The sequence below is a fragment of the Microcella alkaliphila genome (assembly GCF_002355395.1).
GTDB lineage: Bacteria > Actinomycetota > Actinomycetes > Actinomycetales > Microbacteriaceae > Microcella > Microcella alkaliphila_A.
In genome coordinates this window covers 2,459,798-2,476,084 of sequence record NZ_AP017315.1, presented here as the reverse complement: position 1 = coordinate 2,476,084, position 16,287 = coordinate 2,459,798, and the positions used below count along the sequence as shown (strand labels likewise).

At 65.3% G+C, this 16,287-nt stretch carries 17 protein-coding genes and 1 pseudogene; 13 read left to right on the top strand and 5 right to left on the bottom strand.

Annotated features, from left to right (window positions below; genetic code table 11):
* Positions 1-7 precede the first annotated feature (7 nt).
* The 13 genes from CPY97_RS12105 to CPY97_RS12050 all read left to right on the top strand — a co-directional run bounded on the left by CPY97_RS12105 (position 8) and on the right by CPY97_RS12050 (position 12,044).
* Positions 8-1,114, top strand: a complete 1,107-nt coding sequence (locus CPY97_RS12105; protein WP_231923949.1) for an Ldh family oxidoreductase — start codon at positions 8-10, stop codon at positions 1,112-1,114.
* Positions 1,111-2,121, top strand: coding sequence for a DctP family TRAP transporter solute-binding subunit (locus CPY97_RS12100; protein ID WP_096423052.1), 1,011 nt, complete (start codon positions 1,111-1,113; stop codon positions 2,119-2,121). The genes CPY97_RS12105 and CPY97_RS12100 overlap by 4 nt, the downstream gene beginning before the upstream one ends.
* Before the next feature lie 89 nt (positions 2,122-2,210).
* Positions 2,211-2,669: a TRAP transporter small permease gene (locus CPY97_RS12095; RefSeq protein WP_161494129.1), complete on the top strand. Its 459-nt coding sequence runs from the start codon at positions 2,211-2,213 to the stop codon at positions 2,667-2,669.
* Entirely contained in the window at positions 2,669-3,946 is a 1,278-nt protein-coding gene (locus tag CPY97_RS12090; RefSeq protein ID WP_096423050.1) for a TRAP transporter large permease, read from the top strand. Before CPY97_RS12095 ends, CPY97_RS12090 begins: the two co-directional genes overlap by 1 nt.
* A 22-nt stretch (positions 3,947-3,968) precedes the next feature.
* Positions 3,969-5,312 (top strand): enolase C-terminal domain-like protein, encoded by a 1,344-nt coding sequence (locus CPY97_RS12085; RefSeq protein ID WP_096423049.1) that lies wholly within the window; start codon positions 3,969-3,971, stop codon positions 5,310-5,312.
* 31 nt (positions 5,313-5,343) lie between these two features.
* Entirely contained in the window at positions 5,344-6,834 is a 1,491-nt protein-coding gene (locus CPY97_RS12080; RefSeq protein ID WP_331716209.1) for an aldehyde dehydrogenase (NADP(+)), read from the top strand.
* Between the two features lie 70 nt (positions 6,835-6,904).
* Positions 6,905-7,927, top strand: a complete 1,023-nt coding sequence (locus tag CPY97_RS12075) for a zinc-dependent alcohol dehydrogenase (RefSeq protein ID WP_173826890.1) — start codon at positions 6,905-6,907, stop codon at positions 7,925-7,927.
* Positions 7,924-8,679 (top strand): SDR family oxidoreductase, encoded by a 756-nt coding sequence (locus tag CPY97_RS12070; protein WP_096423046.1) that lies wholly within the window; start codon positions 7,924-7,926, stop codon positions 8,677-8,679. The genes CPY97_RS12075 and CPY97_RS12070 overlap by 4 nt, the downstream gene beginning before the upstream one ends.
* The gene (locus CPY97_RS12065) at positions 8,676-9,287 is read left to right on the top strand and encodes a bifunctional 4-hydroxy-2-oxoglutarate aldolase/2-dehydro-3-deoxy-phosphogluconate aldolase (RefSeq protein WP_096423045.1); all 612 of its coding nucleotides are present in this window, start codon (positions 8,676-8,678) and stop codon (positions 9,285-9,287) included. Before CPY97_RS12070 ends, CPY97_RS12065 begins: the two co-directional genes overlap by 4 nt.
* The gene (locus CPY97_RS12060) at positions 9,284-10,240 is read left to right on the top strand and encodes a sugar kinase (protein ID WP_096423044.1); all 957 of its coding nucleotides are present in this window, start codon (positions 9,284-9,286) and stop codon (positions 10,238-10,240) included. Before CPY97_RS12065 ends, CPY97_RS12060 begins: the two co-directional genes overlap by 4 nt.
* 174 nt (positions 10,241-10,414) lie before the next feature.
* Entirely contained in the window at positions 10,415-11,158 is a 744-nt protein-coding gene (locus CPY97_RS12055; RefSeq protein WP_096423043.1) for a GntR family transcriptional regulator, read from the top strand.
* 18 nt (positions 11,159-11,176) lie between these two features.
* Positions 11,177-11,587, top strand: a complete 411-nt coding sequence (locus CPY97_RS13485; RefSeq protein WP_161494128.1) for a hypothetical protein — start codon at positions 11,177-11,179, stop codon at positions 11,585-11,587.
* Entirely contained in the window at positions 11,565-12,044 is a 480-nt protein-coding gene (locus CPY97_RS12050) for a TIM barrel protein (protein ID WP_231923948.1), read from the top strand. Before CPY97_RS13485 ends, CPY97_RS12050 begins: the two co-directional genes overlap by 23 nt.
* Positions 12,045-12,272: 228 nt before the next feature.
* Here CPY97_RS12050 and CPY97_RS12045 read toward each other — a convergent pair.
* The 5 genes and pseudogenes from CPY97_RS12045 to CPY97_RS12025 form a co-directional block, all read right to left on the bottom strand.
* Positions 12,273-12,785 (bottom strand): annotated as a pseudogene (locus CPY97_RS12045) (NAD(P)-binding oxidoreductase); the annotation flags it as partial.
* Positions 12,786-12,824: 39 nt separating this feature from the next.
* On the bottom strand, positions 12,825-14,156 hold the full coding sequence (locus CPY97_RS12040; RefSeq protein ID WP_231923925.1) for an ISL3 family transposase: 1,332 nt from the start codon (positions 14,154-14,156) through the stop codon (positions 12,825-12,827).
* A 79-nt stretch (positions 14,157-14,235) separates the two neighbouring features.
* A complete protein-coding gene (locus CPY97_RS12035) occupies positions 14,236-14,406 on the bottom strand; it encodes a hypothetical protein (protein ID WP_197702230.1) in 171 nt (56 codons plus the stop codon).
* Positions 14,407-14,507: 101 nt separating this feature from the next.
* Positions 14,508-14,855, bottom strand: a complete 348-nt coding sequence (locus CPY97_RS12030) for a histone-like nucleoid-structuring protein Lsr2 (RefSeq protein ID WP_096423040.1) — start codon at positions 14,853-14,855, stop codon at positions 14,508-14,510.
* Between the two features lie 161 nt (positions 14,856-15,016).
* Positions 15,017-16,210 (bottom strand): ATP-binding protein, encoded by a 1,194-nt coding sequence (locus tag CPY97_RS12025; protein WP_096423039.1) that lies wholly within the window; start codon positions 16,208-16,210, stop codon positions 15,017-15,019.
* Between the last annotated feature and the right edge of the window lie 77 nt (positions 16,211-16,287).

The window sequence follows — 16,287 nt, the reverse complement described above, 5'->3', positions numbered from 1 at the left end:
CGATCACATGAGCGACACCACGACACCCATGATTGAGCTGGCTCATGCGAAGGTGATCGCCGAGCAGATCCTCCGCGCCGTCGGGGCACACACCGACCATGCCCGTGCGACCGTCGACAATCTCTTGTTCGCTGATCGCAGTGGGATCGCCTCGCACGGCCTCCTGCGACTGCCGCTGTATGCAGCCGCCGTGTCAGCGGGCGGCATCAACCGGGACCCACAGATGCGCTGGGTGACCGAAAACACCGGCGCCGGACTGCTCGACGCTGACGGCGCCTTCGGGCAAGTCGCCATGGAAGAGGCTCTGCGGTGGATCGAGTCGCAGCGCGGCACGTCAGCCTCGGTGACCGTCGCCGTGCAGTCGAGCTCACATTTCGGCGCGGGCGGCTACTGGACGCAGCGGCTTGCCGAGTCGGGCTGGCTGGCCATCGGTGTGTCGTCGACGGGCCCGACGGTCGCACCTTTCGGCGCGACACGGAAGGTGCTCGGAACCAATCCACTGTCCATCAGCCTGCCGGCAGGCACCCAAACCCCGCTCACGGCCGATCTCGCGACCAGCACCGGCGCCTACGGCAAAGTGATCGGAGCGCGAAACGCAGGCACCAGCATCCCCGAAGGCTGGGCGGTCGACGAAGCGGGCCACCCGACGACCGACCCGGCCGCAGCAATGGCCGGAGCGTTGACTGCGTTTGGCGGGCACAAGGGTTCGGCCGTGGCGGTACTGATCGAAGGGTTGTCGGTCGTGCTCGGCGGGTCACGCTTCGCCTTCGAGACCGAGGACATTTGGTCGAATCCGGGCTCACGCATGAACGTCGGCCACCTGGTGATCGCGGTCGACCCCGCGGCCTTCGCAGGTGCCGAACAGACCGCAGCGCGTGTGCAGCAGTTGCGCGACACGGTCCGGGCGGCTGGTCCCGACGTTCGCGCGCCGGGCGATCCCGAAGAGCAATCACGCACGGATCGTCTTGTACACATCCCGCTGGCCCACAGCACCATCGAGGCGATCAACCAGCTCGCTGAACAACTCGGAGCGCCGCCGCTCGAACCGGCGTCGCCCACGCAGACGTTTTCCCCTCCCAACCGCCCAACCAAGAAGAAGGAGTTTCAACGATGAAGCATCAGCGTGTTGGCACGGCTCTCGCCGCTGCCACGATCATGACCCTCGGACTCAGCGCCTGCGTAGGCAACGAGGCCCCCGAACAGACCACTACGTCCGCGCCCGAGGACGCAGTCGAACTGCGTCTATCGCACGTCTACGACCCGAGCCACCCCGTCCAGACGTGCGGCGTTCCTTCATTGAACGGTGCCCTCGAAGGGTCGGGCGTGTTCATCAACGCGTTCCCCGCGGCTCAGCTCGGTAGTGAGGCCGAAAGCCTCGAGCAGGTTGTCACCGGCAGCCTCGAACTTGCGGTCGCAGGTCCGTCGTTCCTCGGAGTGTGGGAGCCGAACGTGGCAATGTTCGACGCCCCGTACCTGTTCCGCGACATCGACCACTTCGTAGAGACCCTCGACGGCCCCGTTGCCGATGAAATCTTCGCGTCGCTCAAGGAGGAATCGGGCCTGGATGTGCTGAGCACCTGGTACTACGGCACACGCCACGTGACCTCGAAGGAGCCGGTCTCGACGTCTGCCGACCTGGCAGGCAAGAAGTTCCGCACGCCAGACGCGCCCCTGTACCTCGCCATGGCAGACATCATGGGTGGCGCGGCCACGCCGATGGCTCTCTCCGAGGCCTACCTCGGCCTGCAGCAGGGCACGATCGACGCTCAGGAGAACCCGATTCCGACGATCGCGAGCCAGCGCTTCTACGAGGTGCAGGATTACCTGAACCTGACGGGCCACATGATTCAGGGCGTGATGATCGTCGGCAGCGATGCCTCGCTCTCGGCACTGAGTGACGAGCAGCGCGCGGCACTGCAAGAGGCGATGGTCGATGCCTCTGCAGCGGTTCGGGAGTGCATCGAGGACGAGGAAGCGTCGTTCGTCGAGGAGTGGCGTGAGGCCGGAACGATTCAGATCAATGACGACGTCGATGTCGAGCACTTCCGTCAGCGCGCGCTTGAGATGATTCCCAACAGCTTCGAGTGGGGCGACTTGTACCTCGAAATCCGAGAAGGCTAATGTCACGGCTCGAACCCGGCGACGAGCGATACCTCGAGTCTCGCTCGTTCGCCTACCGACTGCTTGTCCGAGCAGAATTCGCTTTCGGCATGGTGCTCCTGGTGGGCTTGCTCACCCTGGTGGTGCTGCAGGTCGTGTCGCGCTACGTGTTCTCGTCGCCTTTCAGCTGGAGCGAAGAAGCAGCACGCTTCACCTTCATCTGGCTGGTGTTCGTGGCCGCGGCGTTCGTCACGGCCAGACGCCGTAACATCACGGTTCAGCTCTACGGCGGTGGCAAGACCGGCAAGGTCGTTGCCATCATCGAAGCGCTCGCGGCCGTGATCGTGAGCGTGGTGTCGATCGCGATGGTATTCGGCTCATTCGGACTTATGGCAACAACGATGGGACTCACGTCGCCCGGAACGGGTATTCCGTTGCCGGTCGTCTATGTATCCTCCGTCGTCGGGTTCGGGCTTCTCGCCTTTCACTCGCTCTGCAACCTCTGGCTCGCAGTGCGCTATCCCAGCCAGTTCGCTGGCACTATCGACGCAGAAAAGGGTGGCGTCTGATGACCATCGTGTGGATGCTCCTGGGCTTGCTCGTGATGCTGGCACTTCGCGTGCCCGTGGCGATTGCCCTGCTCGTGCCCTGTCTGATCTACGTCACGGCAGACCCGAGCGCGACCTACGAGGTCGCTGCGCAGCAGACGCTGTCGGGGCTGAACTCGTTCCCCCTGTTGGCGGTGCCGCTGTTCATCATGCTCGGCAACATCGCGAACGTGAGTGGAATCTCCGACCGCCTCTTCAACGCGGCGACTGCTCTCATCGGACACGTGCGCGGCAGCCTCGGTTACGTCAACGTGGCGACGAGCTTCGGCTTCGCGTGGATGAGTGGTGCTGCCATCAGCGACGCCGCGGCCCTCGGCCGCGTGCAGGTGCCGGCGATGGTCAAGCGCGGGTACAGCCAACAATTCTCCGTGGGAATCACGGGTGCGTCGTCGCTTATCGCGCCGATCCTGCCGCCGTCGATCCCCGCCATCATCTACGCGGTGACCGCGGGACTCTCCGTCGGTGCACTGTTCATGGCCGGCATCATCCCGGCACTGCTCATCGTGTTGGCGCTCTGCATCATGGTGTGGGTGATGACGCGAAAGCGTGACGATCTGCGCCTGCAGCGCGTTCGGGGCAAGCAACGCTGGATGCCGATGCTCGGTGCACTGCCCGGCCTCGGTGCCGGCGTCGTGGTTCTCGGGGGCATTCTAGGAGGCATCTTCACCCCAACAGAGGCGGCCGGCATCGGCGTCGTCTATATGTTTTTGTTAGCGGCCGCCTACCAGAGGATGAACGGCGCGAACCTCAAATACGTGCTGCGCACGACGTTAGAGACGAGCGGTTCGGTGTTGATCATCGTGGCGGCCGCGTCGCTGTTTGGCTGGGTGCTCGCCCGGGAACAAGCGCCGCAACGGGCTGCAGAGCTGATCCTGGGAATCACGACGAACCCGATCGTCTTCCTCCTCTTGCTCAACATCCTGCTTCTCATCGTGGGCGCCATCATCGAACCAACGGCGGCGATCTTGATACTCGTGCCTGTGCTCGCGCCTGTTGCGACCCAGTACGGACTTGACCCGCTGCACGTAGGGGCCATCGTCATCTTCAACTTGATGATTGGCTTACTCACACCACCCGTCGGACTCGTACTGTTTGTGCTCTCGAGCGTGACAGACATACCCGTATCGAAAGTGATCAAGGGTGTCATGCCCTTCTTCATCCCGATGGTCCTGGTGCTTCTGCTCATCACCTTCTTCCCCTTCTTCACCACCTGGCTGCCCGGCCTCCTTGGGCCGTAGCCGACAATTCGAGAGGACTCCTGTGACCAAAATCACGGCAATTGAAACGAGCGACGTGCGGTTCCCGACCTCGCTGTCCCTCGACGGCTCGGACGCCGTCAACGTCGACCCTGACTACTCGGCCGCATACGTGCGCATCGTCGCTGACAACGACGAGTCGGGTTACGGCATGGTCTTCACGGCCGGACGCGGCAACGAGATCGTCGTCACGGCAATCGAGTCGTACGGCCGCCTGCTGGTGGGGCGCGACCTCGACGAGTTGGTCGATGACCTCGGGGCAGCTGCCCGGCTGCTGGTGCACGATTCGCAGCTGCGCTGGCTCGGTCCAGAAAAGGGCGTCACGCAGATGGCGGCCGGGGCACTCATCACGGCGCTGTGGGATATCGCGGCGCGTCGGGCGGGCAAGCCGTTGTGGCGCTTCATGGCTGAGCTCTCTCCCGAGGCGCTCGTCGCAGCCATCGACTTCACCCACATCTCTGATGCCCTCTCTCCCGACGAGGCACTCGAGATTCTGCGAGCCGGCCAGGTGGGCAAGAGCGAGCGCATCGCCGAGCTCGAGCGAGACGGCTTCCCCGCCTACACGACATCCCCGGGCTGGCTGGGCTACTCAGACGAGAAGCTGCTGCGTCTGAGCACGCAGGCCGTCGCCGACGGATTCGGCATGATCAAGTTGAAGGTCGGCGGCGACGTCGCAGACGACCGGCGCCGCCTCGGCATCGTGCGTGAAGCTCTGGGTGCCGAGTACCCCGTGGCGATCGATGCGAACCAGCGCTGGGATGTGCCGGACGCTGTGGCATGGCTCAAGCAGCTTTCCGAATTCAACCCGTACTGGATCGAGGAGGCCACGAGCACGGATGACGTACTCGGCCACGCCGCGATCCGAAAAGAGATCGCACCCATGCGGGTCGCGACGGGCGAAGCGGTGCAGAGCCGCATCATCTTCAAGCAGTTGCTGCAGGCCGGCGGCATCGACGTGCTCCAGATCGACTCGACCCGCGTGGCTGGCGTGAGCGAGAACCTCGCGATCCTGCTGCTGGCGAAGAAGTTCGGAGTACCCGTATGCCCGCACGCGGGTGGAGTGGGGCTGTGTGAGCTCGTCCAGCACTTCTCCTTCTTCGACTACGCCGTCGTCGCGACTACACAGGATCACCGCATGATCGAGTATGTCGACCACCTGCACGAGCACTTCGCGGAGCCCGTCCGCATTGAGCGTGGCCGGTATCTCGCACCACAGCGGCCGGGTACGGGTGCCGAGATGCTTCCCGCGTCGGTCGAGCGGTGGACGTTCCCCGACGGTGACGGATGGCAGGAAATCGGTGACCGCGCAGCGGTGACCGGTTCGACCCTCACCTTCGATCGCGAGTGAACCGGCTTACTGAGCCGAATAGGAGAGCATGATGACCGAAGTAGAGACAGACGTCGGCGCAATCGCCCAGCGCGCCGCCGACGCGGCCGCACCGTTCGCCGCGACCACCCCCACTGCACGTGCGAGGGCGCTCCTCGCCGTGGCTGACGCACTCGATGCCGAGGCGGACGAACTGATCCGCGTCGCGCAACACGAAACCGGGCTTGCGCCGGCGCGACTGCAGGGTGAAGTTCGACGCACGTCAGCGCAGCTGCGACTGTTCGCCGAGGTTGTCATCGGCGGCGCCCACCTGGGCGTCACGATCGACGACGCCGACCCCAGCTACGCACCAGGGCCGCGGCCCGAGCTGCGTCGCATGCTCGAGCCCGTTGGGCCCGTGCTGAATTTCGCGGCCAGCAACTTTCCTTTCGCGTTTTCGGTCGCGGGCGGCGACAGTGCTGCCGCCCTCGCCGCGGGATGCCCGGTCATCGTGAAGGCGCACTCGGGTCACCCCGAGCTTTCGATCGCGACGGCGGGCGTCGTCGAGACGGCGCTTCGAGACGCAGGGATGCCGGAGGGCACCTTCCAACTTGTCTCAGGCCAGGAGAACGGCACCGCGCTCCTGAAGGACGATCGCATCCGTGCCGCCGCGTTCACCGGCTCCGGCCGGGTGGGACGCATGCTCGCGGACATTGCCGCCGCGAGGCCTCGGCCGATCCCGTTCTTCGGTGAACTCGGAAGCGTGAACCCCGCCTATGTCACGGCCGGGGCCCTCGCCGCTGACGACTCGCTCCTGGCGACCTTCGTCGGGAGCGTGTGCGGATCAGCGGGGCAGCTGTGCACGAAGCCCGGATTCTTGTTTGTGCCCGAGACGGCAGACCTCGCAGCGGTCGCCACAGCTGCGAGCGCGGTGGCCGAGCACCGACTGTTGAACCCGGGCATTGGCGGAGCCTACGAGGCGCGCCGGGAGGCAGTTCTCGGCACTGCGGGTGTCGAGGTGCTCGCCGCCGGCGACGTGCGCACCGACGACGCGGGGCAGCGCTGGGCGACGCCCACGCTGGTCGCTATCGGTGTTGACGACCTTGTCTCAGCGGGTGATGCGATGGTCGAGGAGTCGTTTGGCCCGCTGAGCGTTCTGGTGCGCTATCGCTCGATCGATGAGTTGCCCGCGCTGCACGCGTCGCTATTCCCCGGCAACCTGACGTCGACGGTTCACGCTGTGGAGAGCGAGTCTGAGGATCTCGCTGCGCTGGTGCGAACCCTTGCTGCGACGAGCGGCCGGGTGCTCTACGGCGGATGGCCGACGGGTGTTGCCGTGACGGCCTCGATGCAGCACGGGGGCCCTTACCCCGCAACAACAACCGACGACACGAGTGTGGGCACCGCTGCCATCGGCAGGTTCTTGCGCGGTGTTGCCTACCAAAACATGCCGGAGGCGCTGTTGCCGCCGGCACTGCGCGATGCAAATCCGTGGAATGTGCCGCAGCGACGAAGCGCCGCAGGGCTCTCGCAAGACTGGGGAACGCTTAACGGTCAGTACTAGCGCAGGCACGATCTCACGACGGTGGAGCAGTGCTCCGCTGAGGGAACTCAGAGTGACGCGAGGAGACAGCGTGAAAGCAGCACAGTACGACGGCCAAGGACGGATCGGCGTCGTCGACGTTGAACCGACCGAGCCGAAAGCGGGCGAGGTGGAAATCGCGGTCGCCTACACGGGCATCTGCGGCACCGATCTGCACATCCTGCACGGTGAGATGGACCATCGTGTAGCACCACCGCAGTCGATTGGTCACGAGATGGCCGGCACGATCGCTCGCATCGGCGAGGGTGTCAGCGGCCTGGCGGTCGGGCAGCCCGTCACGGTCATGCCGTTGCGCTGGTGCGGCACATGCCCCGCGTGCCGCGCCGGAAACCAGCACGTCTGCCAGAAGCTCGTGTTTGTCGGCATCGACAGCGTTGGCTCGATGAGAGAGCGCTGGACGGTGCCCGCGTCCATCGTCGTCCCCCTGCCTGATGGGCTCTCACTCGCCACCGGCGCGCTGGTCGAACCCGTGGCTGTGGCGTGCCACGACGTGGCACGCTCGCGCTTGGTTCAGGGCGAGACCGCCGTCGTTATCGGCGGCGGGCCGATCGGCCAGCTCATCGCTAGCGTCGCGCAGGCGACCGGTGCCCGCGTGATCCTGATCGAGCCCAACCAGGCCCGTCGCCAGATCGCAGCGAACCGCGGGATCGAGACCATCGATCCCGCAACAGAGGATGCTGTTGCCTTCGTCGAGCAGACAACCGGCGGCACGGGGGCGGACGTCGTCTTCGAGGTTGCCGGCGCTGCCTCGACCGCGCTCGGATGTGTCGACTATGCGAAGGTGCGAGGCCGCGTCGTCGTGGTCGCCATTCACAGCAAGCCTGTACCGCTGAACTTGTTCGCGATGTTCTGGCGCGAGCTCGAAATCATCGGCGCGCGCGTTTACGAGCGAGTCGACTATGAGCGCGCAATTGACCTGCTCTCGAGCGGCGCGATCCCGGCCGAGGAGATCATTACGAGCATCGTGCCGCTCGAGCGGGCACGCGACGCGTTCGCGGAGCTCGAGCGTGGCGCCGGCATGAAGGTGCTCGTCGACTCGCGGAGCGAACGATGAGCGCGCCGTTTGACCTCACCGGCCGCACGGCAATCGTCACCGGCGCACGACGCGGCATCGGCTATGCAATCGCCGAGGCCCTCGCCGCCGCTGGCGCCGACCTGATCGTTGCGTCGGCGCAGCAGGAGGCGGACGGGGGAGCGATTGGCCGCCGAGCCGCTGAACTGGGCCGAAGCTGTGAGGCGTACGCGGTCGACTTCAGTAACCGTGCCGCCGTCGTTGCCTTCGCTGACGTCGTCGCCGATCGCGCTGACATCCTTGTCAACAACGCCGGACTCATCCGGCGATCGCCCGCCGCCGAGCATCCGCTCGATTGGTGGGATGAGGTCATCGAGGTCGACCTCTCCAGCCAGTTCGTCCTGTCGCAGCGTGTTGGCGAGAGCATGCTCTCGCGTGGCCGCGGCCGCATCATCTTCACGGCAAGCCTGCTCAGCTTCCAAGGCGGCATCAACGTGCCTGGGTATGCCGCGGCGAAGTCGGGCCTCACCGGGCTCGTCCACGCGCTGAGCAACGAGTGGGTCGGCAGGGGGGTAACGGTCAACGCGATCGCCCCCGGATACATTGCGACCGACAACACCGAAGATCTGCGCAACGACCCAGAGCGCTCTGCTGCGATCCTCGACCGCATACCGGCGGGTCGCTGGGGCGATGCGTCGGATCTGGGTGGTGCTGCGGTGTTCCTCGCGGGCGATGCCGCTGCCTATGTGAGCGGCATTGTTCTGCCGGTCGATGGAGGGTGGCTGGCACGATGACTGCGCTCGGCGGGCAGCGGATCATACCGCTCGCGACGCCAGCAGACTCGGCACAGGCTGATGCGCTCGCTGACGGACTCATGCTTGGGGGTCTGCCGATCGTCGAGGTGGCGCTGCGAAGCGACTACGCGCTGGCGGCGTTGCAGCGCATTGCCGCTCGGCGCGACATTCGAGTCGGTGCAGGCACGGTGCTCGACGTCGACCAGGCTCGAGCAGCTATAGACGCCGGAGCGCAGTTCATCGTCACGCCCGGTCTTGACGCGACCGTTGTGCAGTGCGCGCTCGATGCGGGCATTGAGATCGTGCCTGGCGTGATGACCCCGAGCGAAGTGCAGGCGGCACGCGCCCTCGGTCTTCGTCGAGTGAAGCTCTTCCCGGCGGGGCTCCTCGGCGGTATTGAGGCACTGGATGCGCTCGGTGCGGTCTTCCGTGACGTCCAGTTCATGCCCAGTGCCGGGGTGAACCAGGCAAACCTCGCCGAACAGCTGAGGCATCCGTCTGTTTTCGCCGTGAGCGGTAGTTGGATGACCACCACGGCAATGCTCGAACGTGGCGCCGACGCTGTCGCGACCGCAGCGGCCGCAGCGCGATCGGTCGCTGAAGCATGAGCACGATCGTCACACTGGGCGAAAGCCTCGGGCTCGTGGTCGGCACACGTCCAGGGGGATTCGACCGACAGTCGCTCGCTGAAATCTCCTTCGGCGGCGCGGAATCGAATGTGGCAATTGGCGTCGCACGACTGGGCGGTCGTGCGAGCTGGATTGGCCGCCTCGGCGACGACGCGATGGGGCGCCGCATCACCCGAGCGCTTCGTGCGGAGGGAGTCGAACCGTACGTCACACTCGATGCCGAGGCGCCGACCGCGATCATGCTCAAGGACAGCCCCCGCCCCAACGCGACTCGAGTTACCTACTATCGCGCGGGCAGCGCTGCCAGCCGAATCGAGCCCTCCCACCTTCCCACCGACGTGATCCGCGAGGCGTCGGTGCTGCATGTCTCGGGCATCAACCTCGCCATCTCGGCATCGTCTGCGCGCACGACACGATTCGCGGCCGAGACCGCACGCGATGCGGGCACACTCGTGTCATGTGACGTGAATCACCGCTCTCGTCTGTGGGCCGGTGACGCAGGCCCCGCGGATGCCGCTGCGGCATACCGCGAATTGATCGCACGTGCTGACATCGTCTTCGCCAGCGAGGACGAAGCAGAACTCATTACCGGTGAGACTGACCACGGTGCACAAGCCGATGCGCTGGCGGCGCTCGGGCCAACGCAGGTCGTCATCACGCTCGGCGAGCGCGGCGCGTTTGCGATGGTCGCGGGCCAGCGATACGACAAACCCGCCATCCCCGTTACCGCTGTCGATACAGTCGGAGCGGGTGATGCGTTCGTCGCGGGCTACCTCACAGAGTTAGTCCTCGGCAGCCCAGTCGACGATCGACTTCACGTGGGTGTAGCCGCCGGAGCCTTCGCGTGCTGCATGCCCGGCGACTGGGAGGGCGCGGCAACGCGGGCAGACATCGCCTTCACAGCGACGAGCGGCGACCCTGTCGACCGCTGAATACGCGAATGACGACGAAGTGCACGTACGCTCATCCCAGATAACGAAAGTCTGTCGCGGCACATCGGCAGCGTCGGGCAAATACAATCGTGGCGAAAGAAATTTCAGCGGCCCCGTGAGCGCACGAGCATCCCGAGCGCGTCCCCTGGCGTTGTTGACCGAGAGTGAGCACAGTTGACCACCACGAAGGCGAAGAAGCCACTGCCAGAGCCAGCGGCTTCACCGGCGTCGCGGGCATCGACCCACGACGTGTATGCGCTGCTCCGCCGAAAGATCCTGGAACACGAGATCCCCCCTGCAACGCGCATCAACATTCACCACATCTCGGAAGAGTTGGGCGTTTCACCGACGCCGGTGCGTGAGGCCTTGCGCCTTCTGCAGGGCGACAACCTTCTGGTCGCCACGTCGAATAAGGGGTACGCGACCACCGCTCTGCTGAACCTCGATCAGGTGCGCAACCTGTTCGAACTGCGCCTGCTTCTTGAGCCGTGGGCCGCCCGCATGGCCGCGGTGAATTCTCTGCGCAACCCGGCGCGCTTATTGAAGCAGGAGATCGACGACTTTCACGCCATCGAGCGCCCCACGAGGCACTCCGTTGTGGCGCACGACAATCGCCTGCATCACACCATCATGCGCGCAACGGGCAACGAGAATGTGGTGGTCGCCTTCGAACAGTCGCACTGCCACCTTCACCTGTTTCGCCTGTGTCGCTACGACATGGACTGGAGCTCGACCCTCGCCGAGCACGAGCAAATTCATGATGCGATTGCGGCACACGACCCCGACGCTGCTGAGGATGCGATGCGTCGCCATCTGCACTCCGCCTACATTCGCTTCGTGCCCAACCTGACGAACGGTGAGCCCGGAGCGGTTCCGCTCGACCCGATTGAGCTGAAGAAGATCACCCCCACAAGCTGACGGACGCCCGCGGCGTCGGTGGCTGATTCGGCCAGCTTGTTGACAACGATGCGCGGAAAGGGCCCGATAGCCATGGTCTACCGATTCGATGTGGTGAATCCGTCGATTCTGTTGGGCGGGCTGAGTCTCGACGACCAGTTGCAGCTGGTGGTGCAGCACGGCTTCGATGCCGTCGAGCTGTGGTGGCCGTTCCCCGACGCCGCACCGTCGCTCGCCGAACAGGATGCGGTGCTGACGTCGCTGTCGACGTGGGGCGTCAGCCTGGTGTCGATGAACTTGTATGAGGGCGGCATGGCCGACGGGCACCGGGGTCTGGTCTGCCGGTCAGACACGCAGCGCGTGCTGGAGAAGAGCATGGCTGTCAGCGAAGCGATTGATCGCCGAGACGGGGTGCTCAACCCTCAATGTGCCGCACGGCAACCTGACTGATGCAGAACCCGAGCAGGTGCAGCGTGACCGCGCGCACCGCCGTATGGCGCAGATCGCCGATGAACTCGCCGAGTGGGGCGCGACGCTGCTTGTCGAGCAGCTGTCGAACATCGACACCTACGGTGTGCGCACCGTCGAGCAGTTGCTCGAGACCGTGCGCGAGGCCCGCGCGCTGTGCGACCGCGGCTCGATCGCGATCCAGTTCGACACCTGGCACCTGGCGCGGGCCGGCGTTGACCTCGAAGCGTTCTTCCTCGAGCACGGTGACGACGCCGGTCATATTCAGATCGGCGACATGCCTGACCGCGGCGGCCCTGGTATGGGCTCGCTGCCGATTGCCGCCCTCATCGACAGCGCCCTCGCCCGCGGTTACCGCGGCCGCATCGCCCTCGAATACTCCCACTTCGACACCGACCCGTTCCAGTGGATGCCCGCCTGGTACGCCGCCGCTGACTAGGTGAAGTTCCCAGGCGGGTCATCCTCGCGACCGACCCCAACCGCGAGGAAGAGAGCGACGGCGCTACGGGCGTGCACGTCCAGACCGACGCTCATACGCTGGATTCTCAACTGGGGCCTCCATTCGCCTGGTGGATAGGCCAGCCCTCGACAGCTGGCAACCCACGAATACGCGAATCGAGGTCCCAGCCTCAAGAACCAGACCGAAGACCCATATCGTCTAGACCCCCTACAACCCCGCGACGGCCTCCGCAATCGGAGTGTCGCCGCTCACCAGTTCGAACTGCGCACCCACGCCGCGGCCGGTCACGAGCAGCGCATACAGCACCGCAGCGACGTCGGCCCGCGGGATCGTTCCGAACACATCGTCGCCGACCTGCACCCGCCCGGTGCCCTCGTCGTTGGTGAGCCCGCCCGGGCGCACGATCGTCCAGTCGAGGTCGTCGTGGGCACGCACGGCGGCGTCGGCTTCGCTCTTGGCCCGCAGGTACACCTGAAACACGTCGTCCGAGTCGGGGTCGAACGTGTCGGCACGCCGCGCTGACACCATCACGTAGCGGCGCACGCCCGCCTGCACGGCCGCGTCGGCGAGCAGGATCGCCCCGTCGCGGTCGAGGGTGAGCTTGCGCTCGGCGCCGCTGCCCTCTCCGGCCCCGGCGGCGAACACGACGGCGTCGGCCCCGGTGATCGCTTCGGCGACCGCGTCATCCCCGTCGCGCTCGAGGTCGACGATGACGGCGCGCGCCCCGTCGTTTTCGGGCTCTTCGCCGTTGAGTGTGGGTCATGCGAATAGCCCGCCGCCGATGAGGAGCATCCGGAGGCGGTAGTTGTCTCGGTTGCGGAAGCCGCGGGCGATGCGTCGGTGGAGCTCGATCAGGCCGTTCATCGCTTCGGTGCCCCCGTTGTTCGCGCCGCCGGTGTCGAAGTAGCCGAGAAACTCGTCTCGCCAGGTTCGCAGCGTCCGGCCCAGGCGTGCGACCTCCGGGATCGGGCAGGTGAAGAACGACCTCAACACCTGTTCGGCGATCACGCGACCTTCGCGGTGACCGGCTTGGTGGTAGCAGGATCGCAGTTGTTGCGCGCAGTGCCAGGCGACCTCGACTTCAACATGCTGTTCGTCGGCGGCCCAAGCGCGGGCGAGTCTTGTGCGTTGCCGTTCGGTGAGGTGTTCCTCGCCTGCCCGCAGGAGGTTCCGGATCCCATAGAGCGGGTCACCCTTGCGCCCTCGGTGGCCGTGGAGCTGCTGCTGCACGCGGCGGCGGACATCGTCGACGACCTTGGTTCCGAGCTTGACGACGTGGAATGCGTCGAGCACGGCGCGCGCGTCGTCGAGTTGATCATCGATGGCGTTCTTGTAACCGCGAAACGGATCCAAGGTTGCGATCTTCACCCGGTCACGAAAATCGGGGCCGCGCCCCTGTAGCCATGCCCGGTAAGCCTCACCCGAGCGGCCCGGGACGAGATCCAGCAGCCTGGCGCGGGTGCGGCCCGCCGCATCACGGGTCAGGTCGACCATGCCGGTGAGCTCCTTTGGCCCCCGCCCGCCGACGTTGATCGGCTTGGTCGACACGTGATGCCAGACGTGCTCATCAACACCCAACACGGTCACGCCATCGAAGCGAGCCGGATCCGCCTCGGCGATCTGCAGCAGTGGCTTGATCGTCTCCCAAACTGTTCGCCAGCTGGTGCCCAACTGCCGGCGGATACCGTTCACCGAGGCGTGTTCGCGGCGCATCTGCTCGATCGCCCACCACGCCGCCCGAGTGGTCAGCTTTGCGCGCGGCAACGCGACGGTGTGGTCCTGCTCGAGGAACGTGACGACCTCGCATGCACCTTCCGCGCAGCGCCACCGACGCTTTCGCCAGAGCAGTTGGACCGGACGGCCCATCGCGGGTGCGTCCACCAGAGGCACCGGCGCGCGCCCGTGACCGGTCGCGAGGACACCGCAGCCTGGGCAGCCGGCCGGACCAGGTGGGGACTCGACCGTCACGGTCAGCGATCCCAGGCCGCGGCGCTCAACCGCAATCACCCGCAACCCCTCCAGGCCCAGGAGAAGATCGCAGCGGTTGCAATAGTTGCCGTCGGCTCGGCAGCACGTCGTAGGCTCGGTCATAGTCGGGGTCCTCGCGATCAGAAGAGGTAAGAGTCCTCTGATCCTCGAGGACCTCGACCCATCGCCCCAGCAGCCCCGGCTACCGGCGCGTCACCCGCCACCCACACTCAACGGCGAAGAGCCCGTTTTCGACGTCGGCGGTGTGGTCGGCGTTGCGTATGAGCGCCCACGGCTCGTGGCCGCCCGCGCTCAGCAGGCGCGACAGCTGCCGCGCGATTTTTCCGTGTCCTCCGGCGATGGCAATTTTCATGCGCCCAGACAAACAGTCGGGGCTGGGTGCCGCCTCCACGAGACGGGCCCAGCCCCGATCATCCGATTATTGATTAATGCGAGCGGATGCTCGCGGTGCCACTACTTTCCGGTGGCCGCTTCGTACGCTTCGACAATATGCGCAGGAATTCGGCCGCGGTCTCCGACGGGGTGGCCGTTGGCGTTCGCCCATTCGCGAATTGCGGAGGTATTGCTTTTCGTGCCGCCCCCGCGCTTCTTCGCGGTTGCCGCGCGCCCGGATGCCCCGCCAGCGCTGGCGCGCCGACCGGCAGCGACGAACGGAGCGAGCGCGTCGGCGAGCTTCTGCTGGTTCGACTCATTCAAATCGATTTCGTAGTGAGCGCCATTCAAAGAAAAGCGCGTGGTGACGGCGTTATCGCCGAGTTCGGTACCGTCGAGGTCGTCGACGAGAACAATCTTGTGTGCCATGGCGCACACACTAGCGAATAAGAACTATGCGCTGCGCGAAAAGTTTCCTCGTGTGAATAATCTCGGCAAGGTTTAAGCAATTCACATACCCGCCAGGGTTTCACTCACTGAGATCGTCGATGTGCCACTTTCTCAGAACGTCTAGCCTGCACGAGGCGGCGCTATAGCTCCGGCGGCGGATAGTCATTCCAGGTGTCGCCAGACGCCGGCTGAACGTCATCGTCGGTCGCGTCTCCTTGCCCGAGCGATGAGATGTACTGGTCAAGGTAGGGGAGTGAGAACGCAACGTAACCTCGGCCGTCTGGTTGGACGTAGCCGCTGTCGACCAGCCGCTGCTTGTAGATGTTGACGTATTGGGAGGACCTGCCCATGCGGTCTGCAATCTCCGCCATCTTGCGTCGTCCCCCGCCTCCCGCAAGGGCGCGCAGGAAGGTCTGGTCTTGTTCGGAGAGGTCGTCCCACACCCGACTGATGACGCGAGACGTGACGGCCTTGATGGCACGCTGGTGCGCATCCTTCGCGTCGGCCAGCGAAATCTGCGGGGCGGTGACGTTGTGGCGCCACGCGTAGTCGCCCGCGAGCTGAATGAGGTAGGGGTAGCCCTGCGCGACCCGCACGAGCAGATCGAGAGCGTCGTCGTCGATGGCGCGCCCGCCCAGTCCAACCGTTTGTGCGAAGACATCGCGGGTTTCTGATGGCGCCAAGAGCCGAAAGTCAACTTCGCGTGATCGTCGTAGGAAGGTGAGATGCTGCTGCTTCACGAGCTCATCAAGGTCAATCTTGACCCCGGCGAACGCGACCATGATGTTCAGTCCCTCCTCGAGAGCGTGTTGCAGTTCGAGGGCGAAGCGGCCGAGTTCTCTTAGCCTGGTCTTGCCGGATGACACTTCATCGACGGTGATCAGAATTCCGCCGTTGTCGCGAGCGGCGGCCAGTGCCGCAAGCTGGTGACGGAGGAGCGGTTTCGGTTCCGGCCCGGTGCGCTCAGTCGTCCACTGCAATCCCAACTGTGCGAGCTGCAAGCCGGTGAGGCGTGTGCGCTCTGATCCGGTGAGAGACTCGAGCAGTTGGGGCATTGTTGACCGTGAGACGCGGTCGACAAGCCCGGCGCCTGCGTTGTCGGAGACGACAAACCATCCGTGCGATTTTGCTGCGTCGCGCAGTACCCCGAGCATCGAGGTCTTGCCGGCGCCCCGCAGACCCGAGATCAGGATGGAATGATTCTCGCCGAAGTCGTACGTCTCGAAGACGCTGGTGAGTTCGGCGACCACCTCGTGGTGACCGCCGAAGACGAGCGGCTGCTTGCCGTACCCTGGCGTGAACGGGCTGCCGCTGCCGACGGAGATCTCTGCCATCGTTACAGCGTAACGGTATTTATTCTTTATATTCTTTATATTTCACGGCCTTGCTCATGTGCGGGAGCCATGGTCTC

Excerpts from the sequence above, each read along its gene's own strand:
- CPY97_RS12105 (WP_231923949.1), top strand. The coding sequence starts at position 8 with ATGAGCGACACCACGACACCCATGATTGAGCTGGCTCATGCGAAGGTG.
- CPY97_RS12100 (WP_096423052.1), top strand. The coding sequence starts at position 1,111 with ATGAAGCATCAGCGTGTTGGCACGGCTCTCGCCGCTGCCACGATCATG.
- CPY97_RS12095 (WP_161494129.1), top strand. The coding sequence starts at position 2,211 with ATGGTGCTCCTGGTGGGCTTGCTCACCCTGGTGGTGCTGCAGGTCGTG.
- CPY97_RS12090 (WP_096423050.1), top strand. The coding sequence starts at position 2,669 with ATGACCATCGTGTGGATGCTCCTGGGCTTGCTCGTGATGCTGGCACTT.
- CPY97_RS12080 (WP_331716209.1), top strand. The coding sequence starts at position 5,344 with ATGACCGAAGTAGAGACAGACGTCGGCGCAATCGCCCAGCGCGCCGCC.
- CPY97_RS12070 (WP_096423046.1), top strand. The coding sequence starts at position 7,924 with ATGAGCGCGCCGTTTGACCTCACCGGCCGCACGGCAATCGTCACCGGC.
- CPY97_RS12065 (WP_096423045.1), top strand. The coding sequence starts at position 8,676 with ATGACTGCGCTCGGCGGGCAGCGGATCATACCGCTCGCGACGCCAGCA.
- CPY97_RS12060 (WP_096423044.1), top strand. The coding sequence starts at position 9,284 with ATGAGCACGATCGTCACACTGGGCGAAAGCCTCGGGCTCGTGGTCGGC.
- CPY97_RS12040 (WP_231923925.1), bottom strand. The coding sequence starts at position 14,156 with ATGACCGAGCCTACGACGTGCTGCCGAGCCGACGGCAACTATTGCAAC.
- CPY97_RS12035 (WP_197702230.1), bottom strand. The coding sequence starts at position 14,406 with ATGAAAATTGCCATCGCCGGAGGACACGGAAAAATCGCGCGGCAGCTG.
- CPY97_RS12030 (WP_096423040.1), bottom strand. The coding sequence starts at position 14,855 with ATGGCACACAAGATTGTTCTCGTCGACGACCTCGACGGTACCGAACTC.
- CPY97_RS12025 (WP_096423039.1), bottom strand. The coding sequence starts at position 16,210 with ATGGCAGAGATCTCCGTCGGCAGCGGCAGCCCGTTCACGCCAGGGTAC.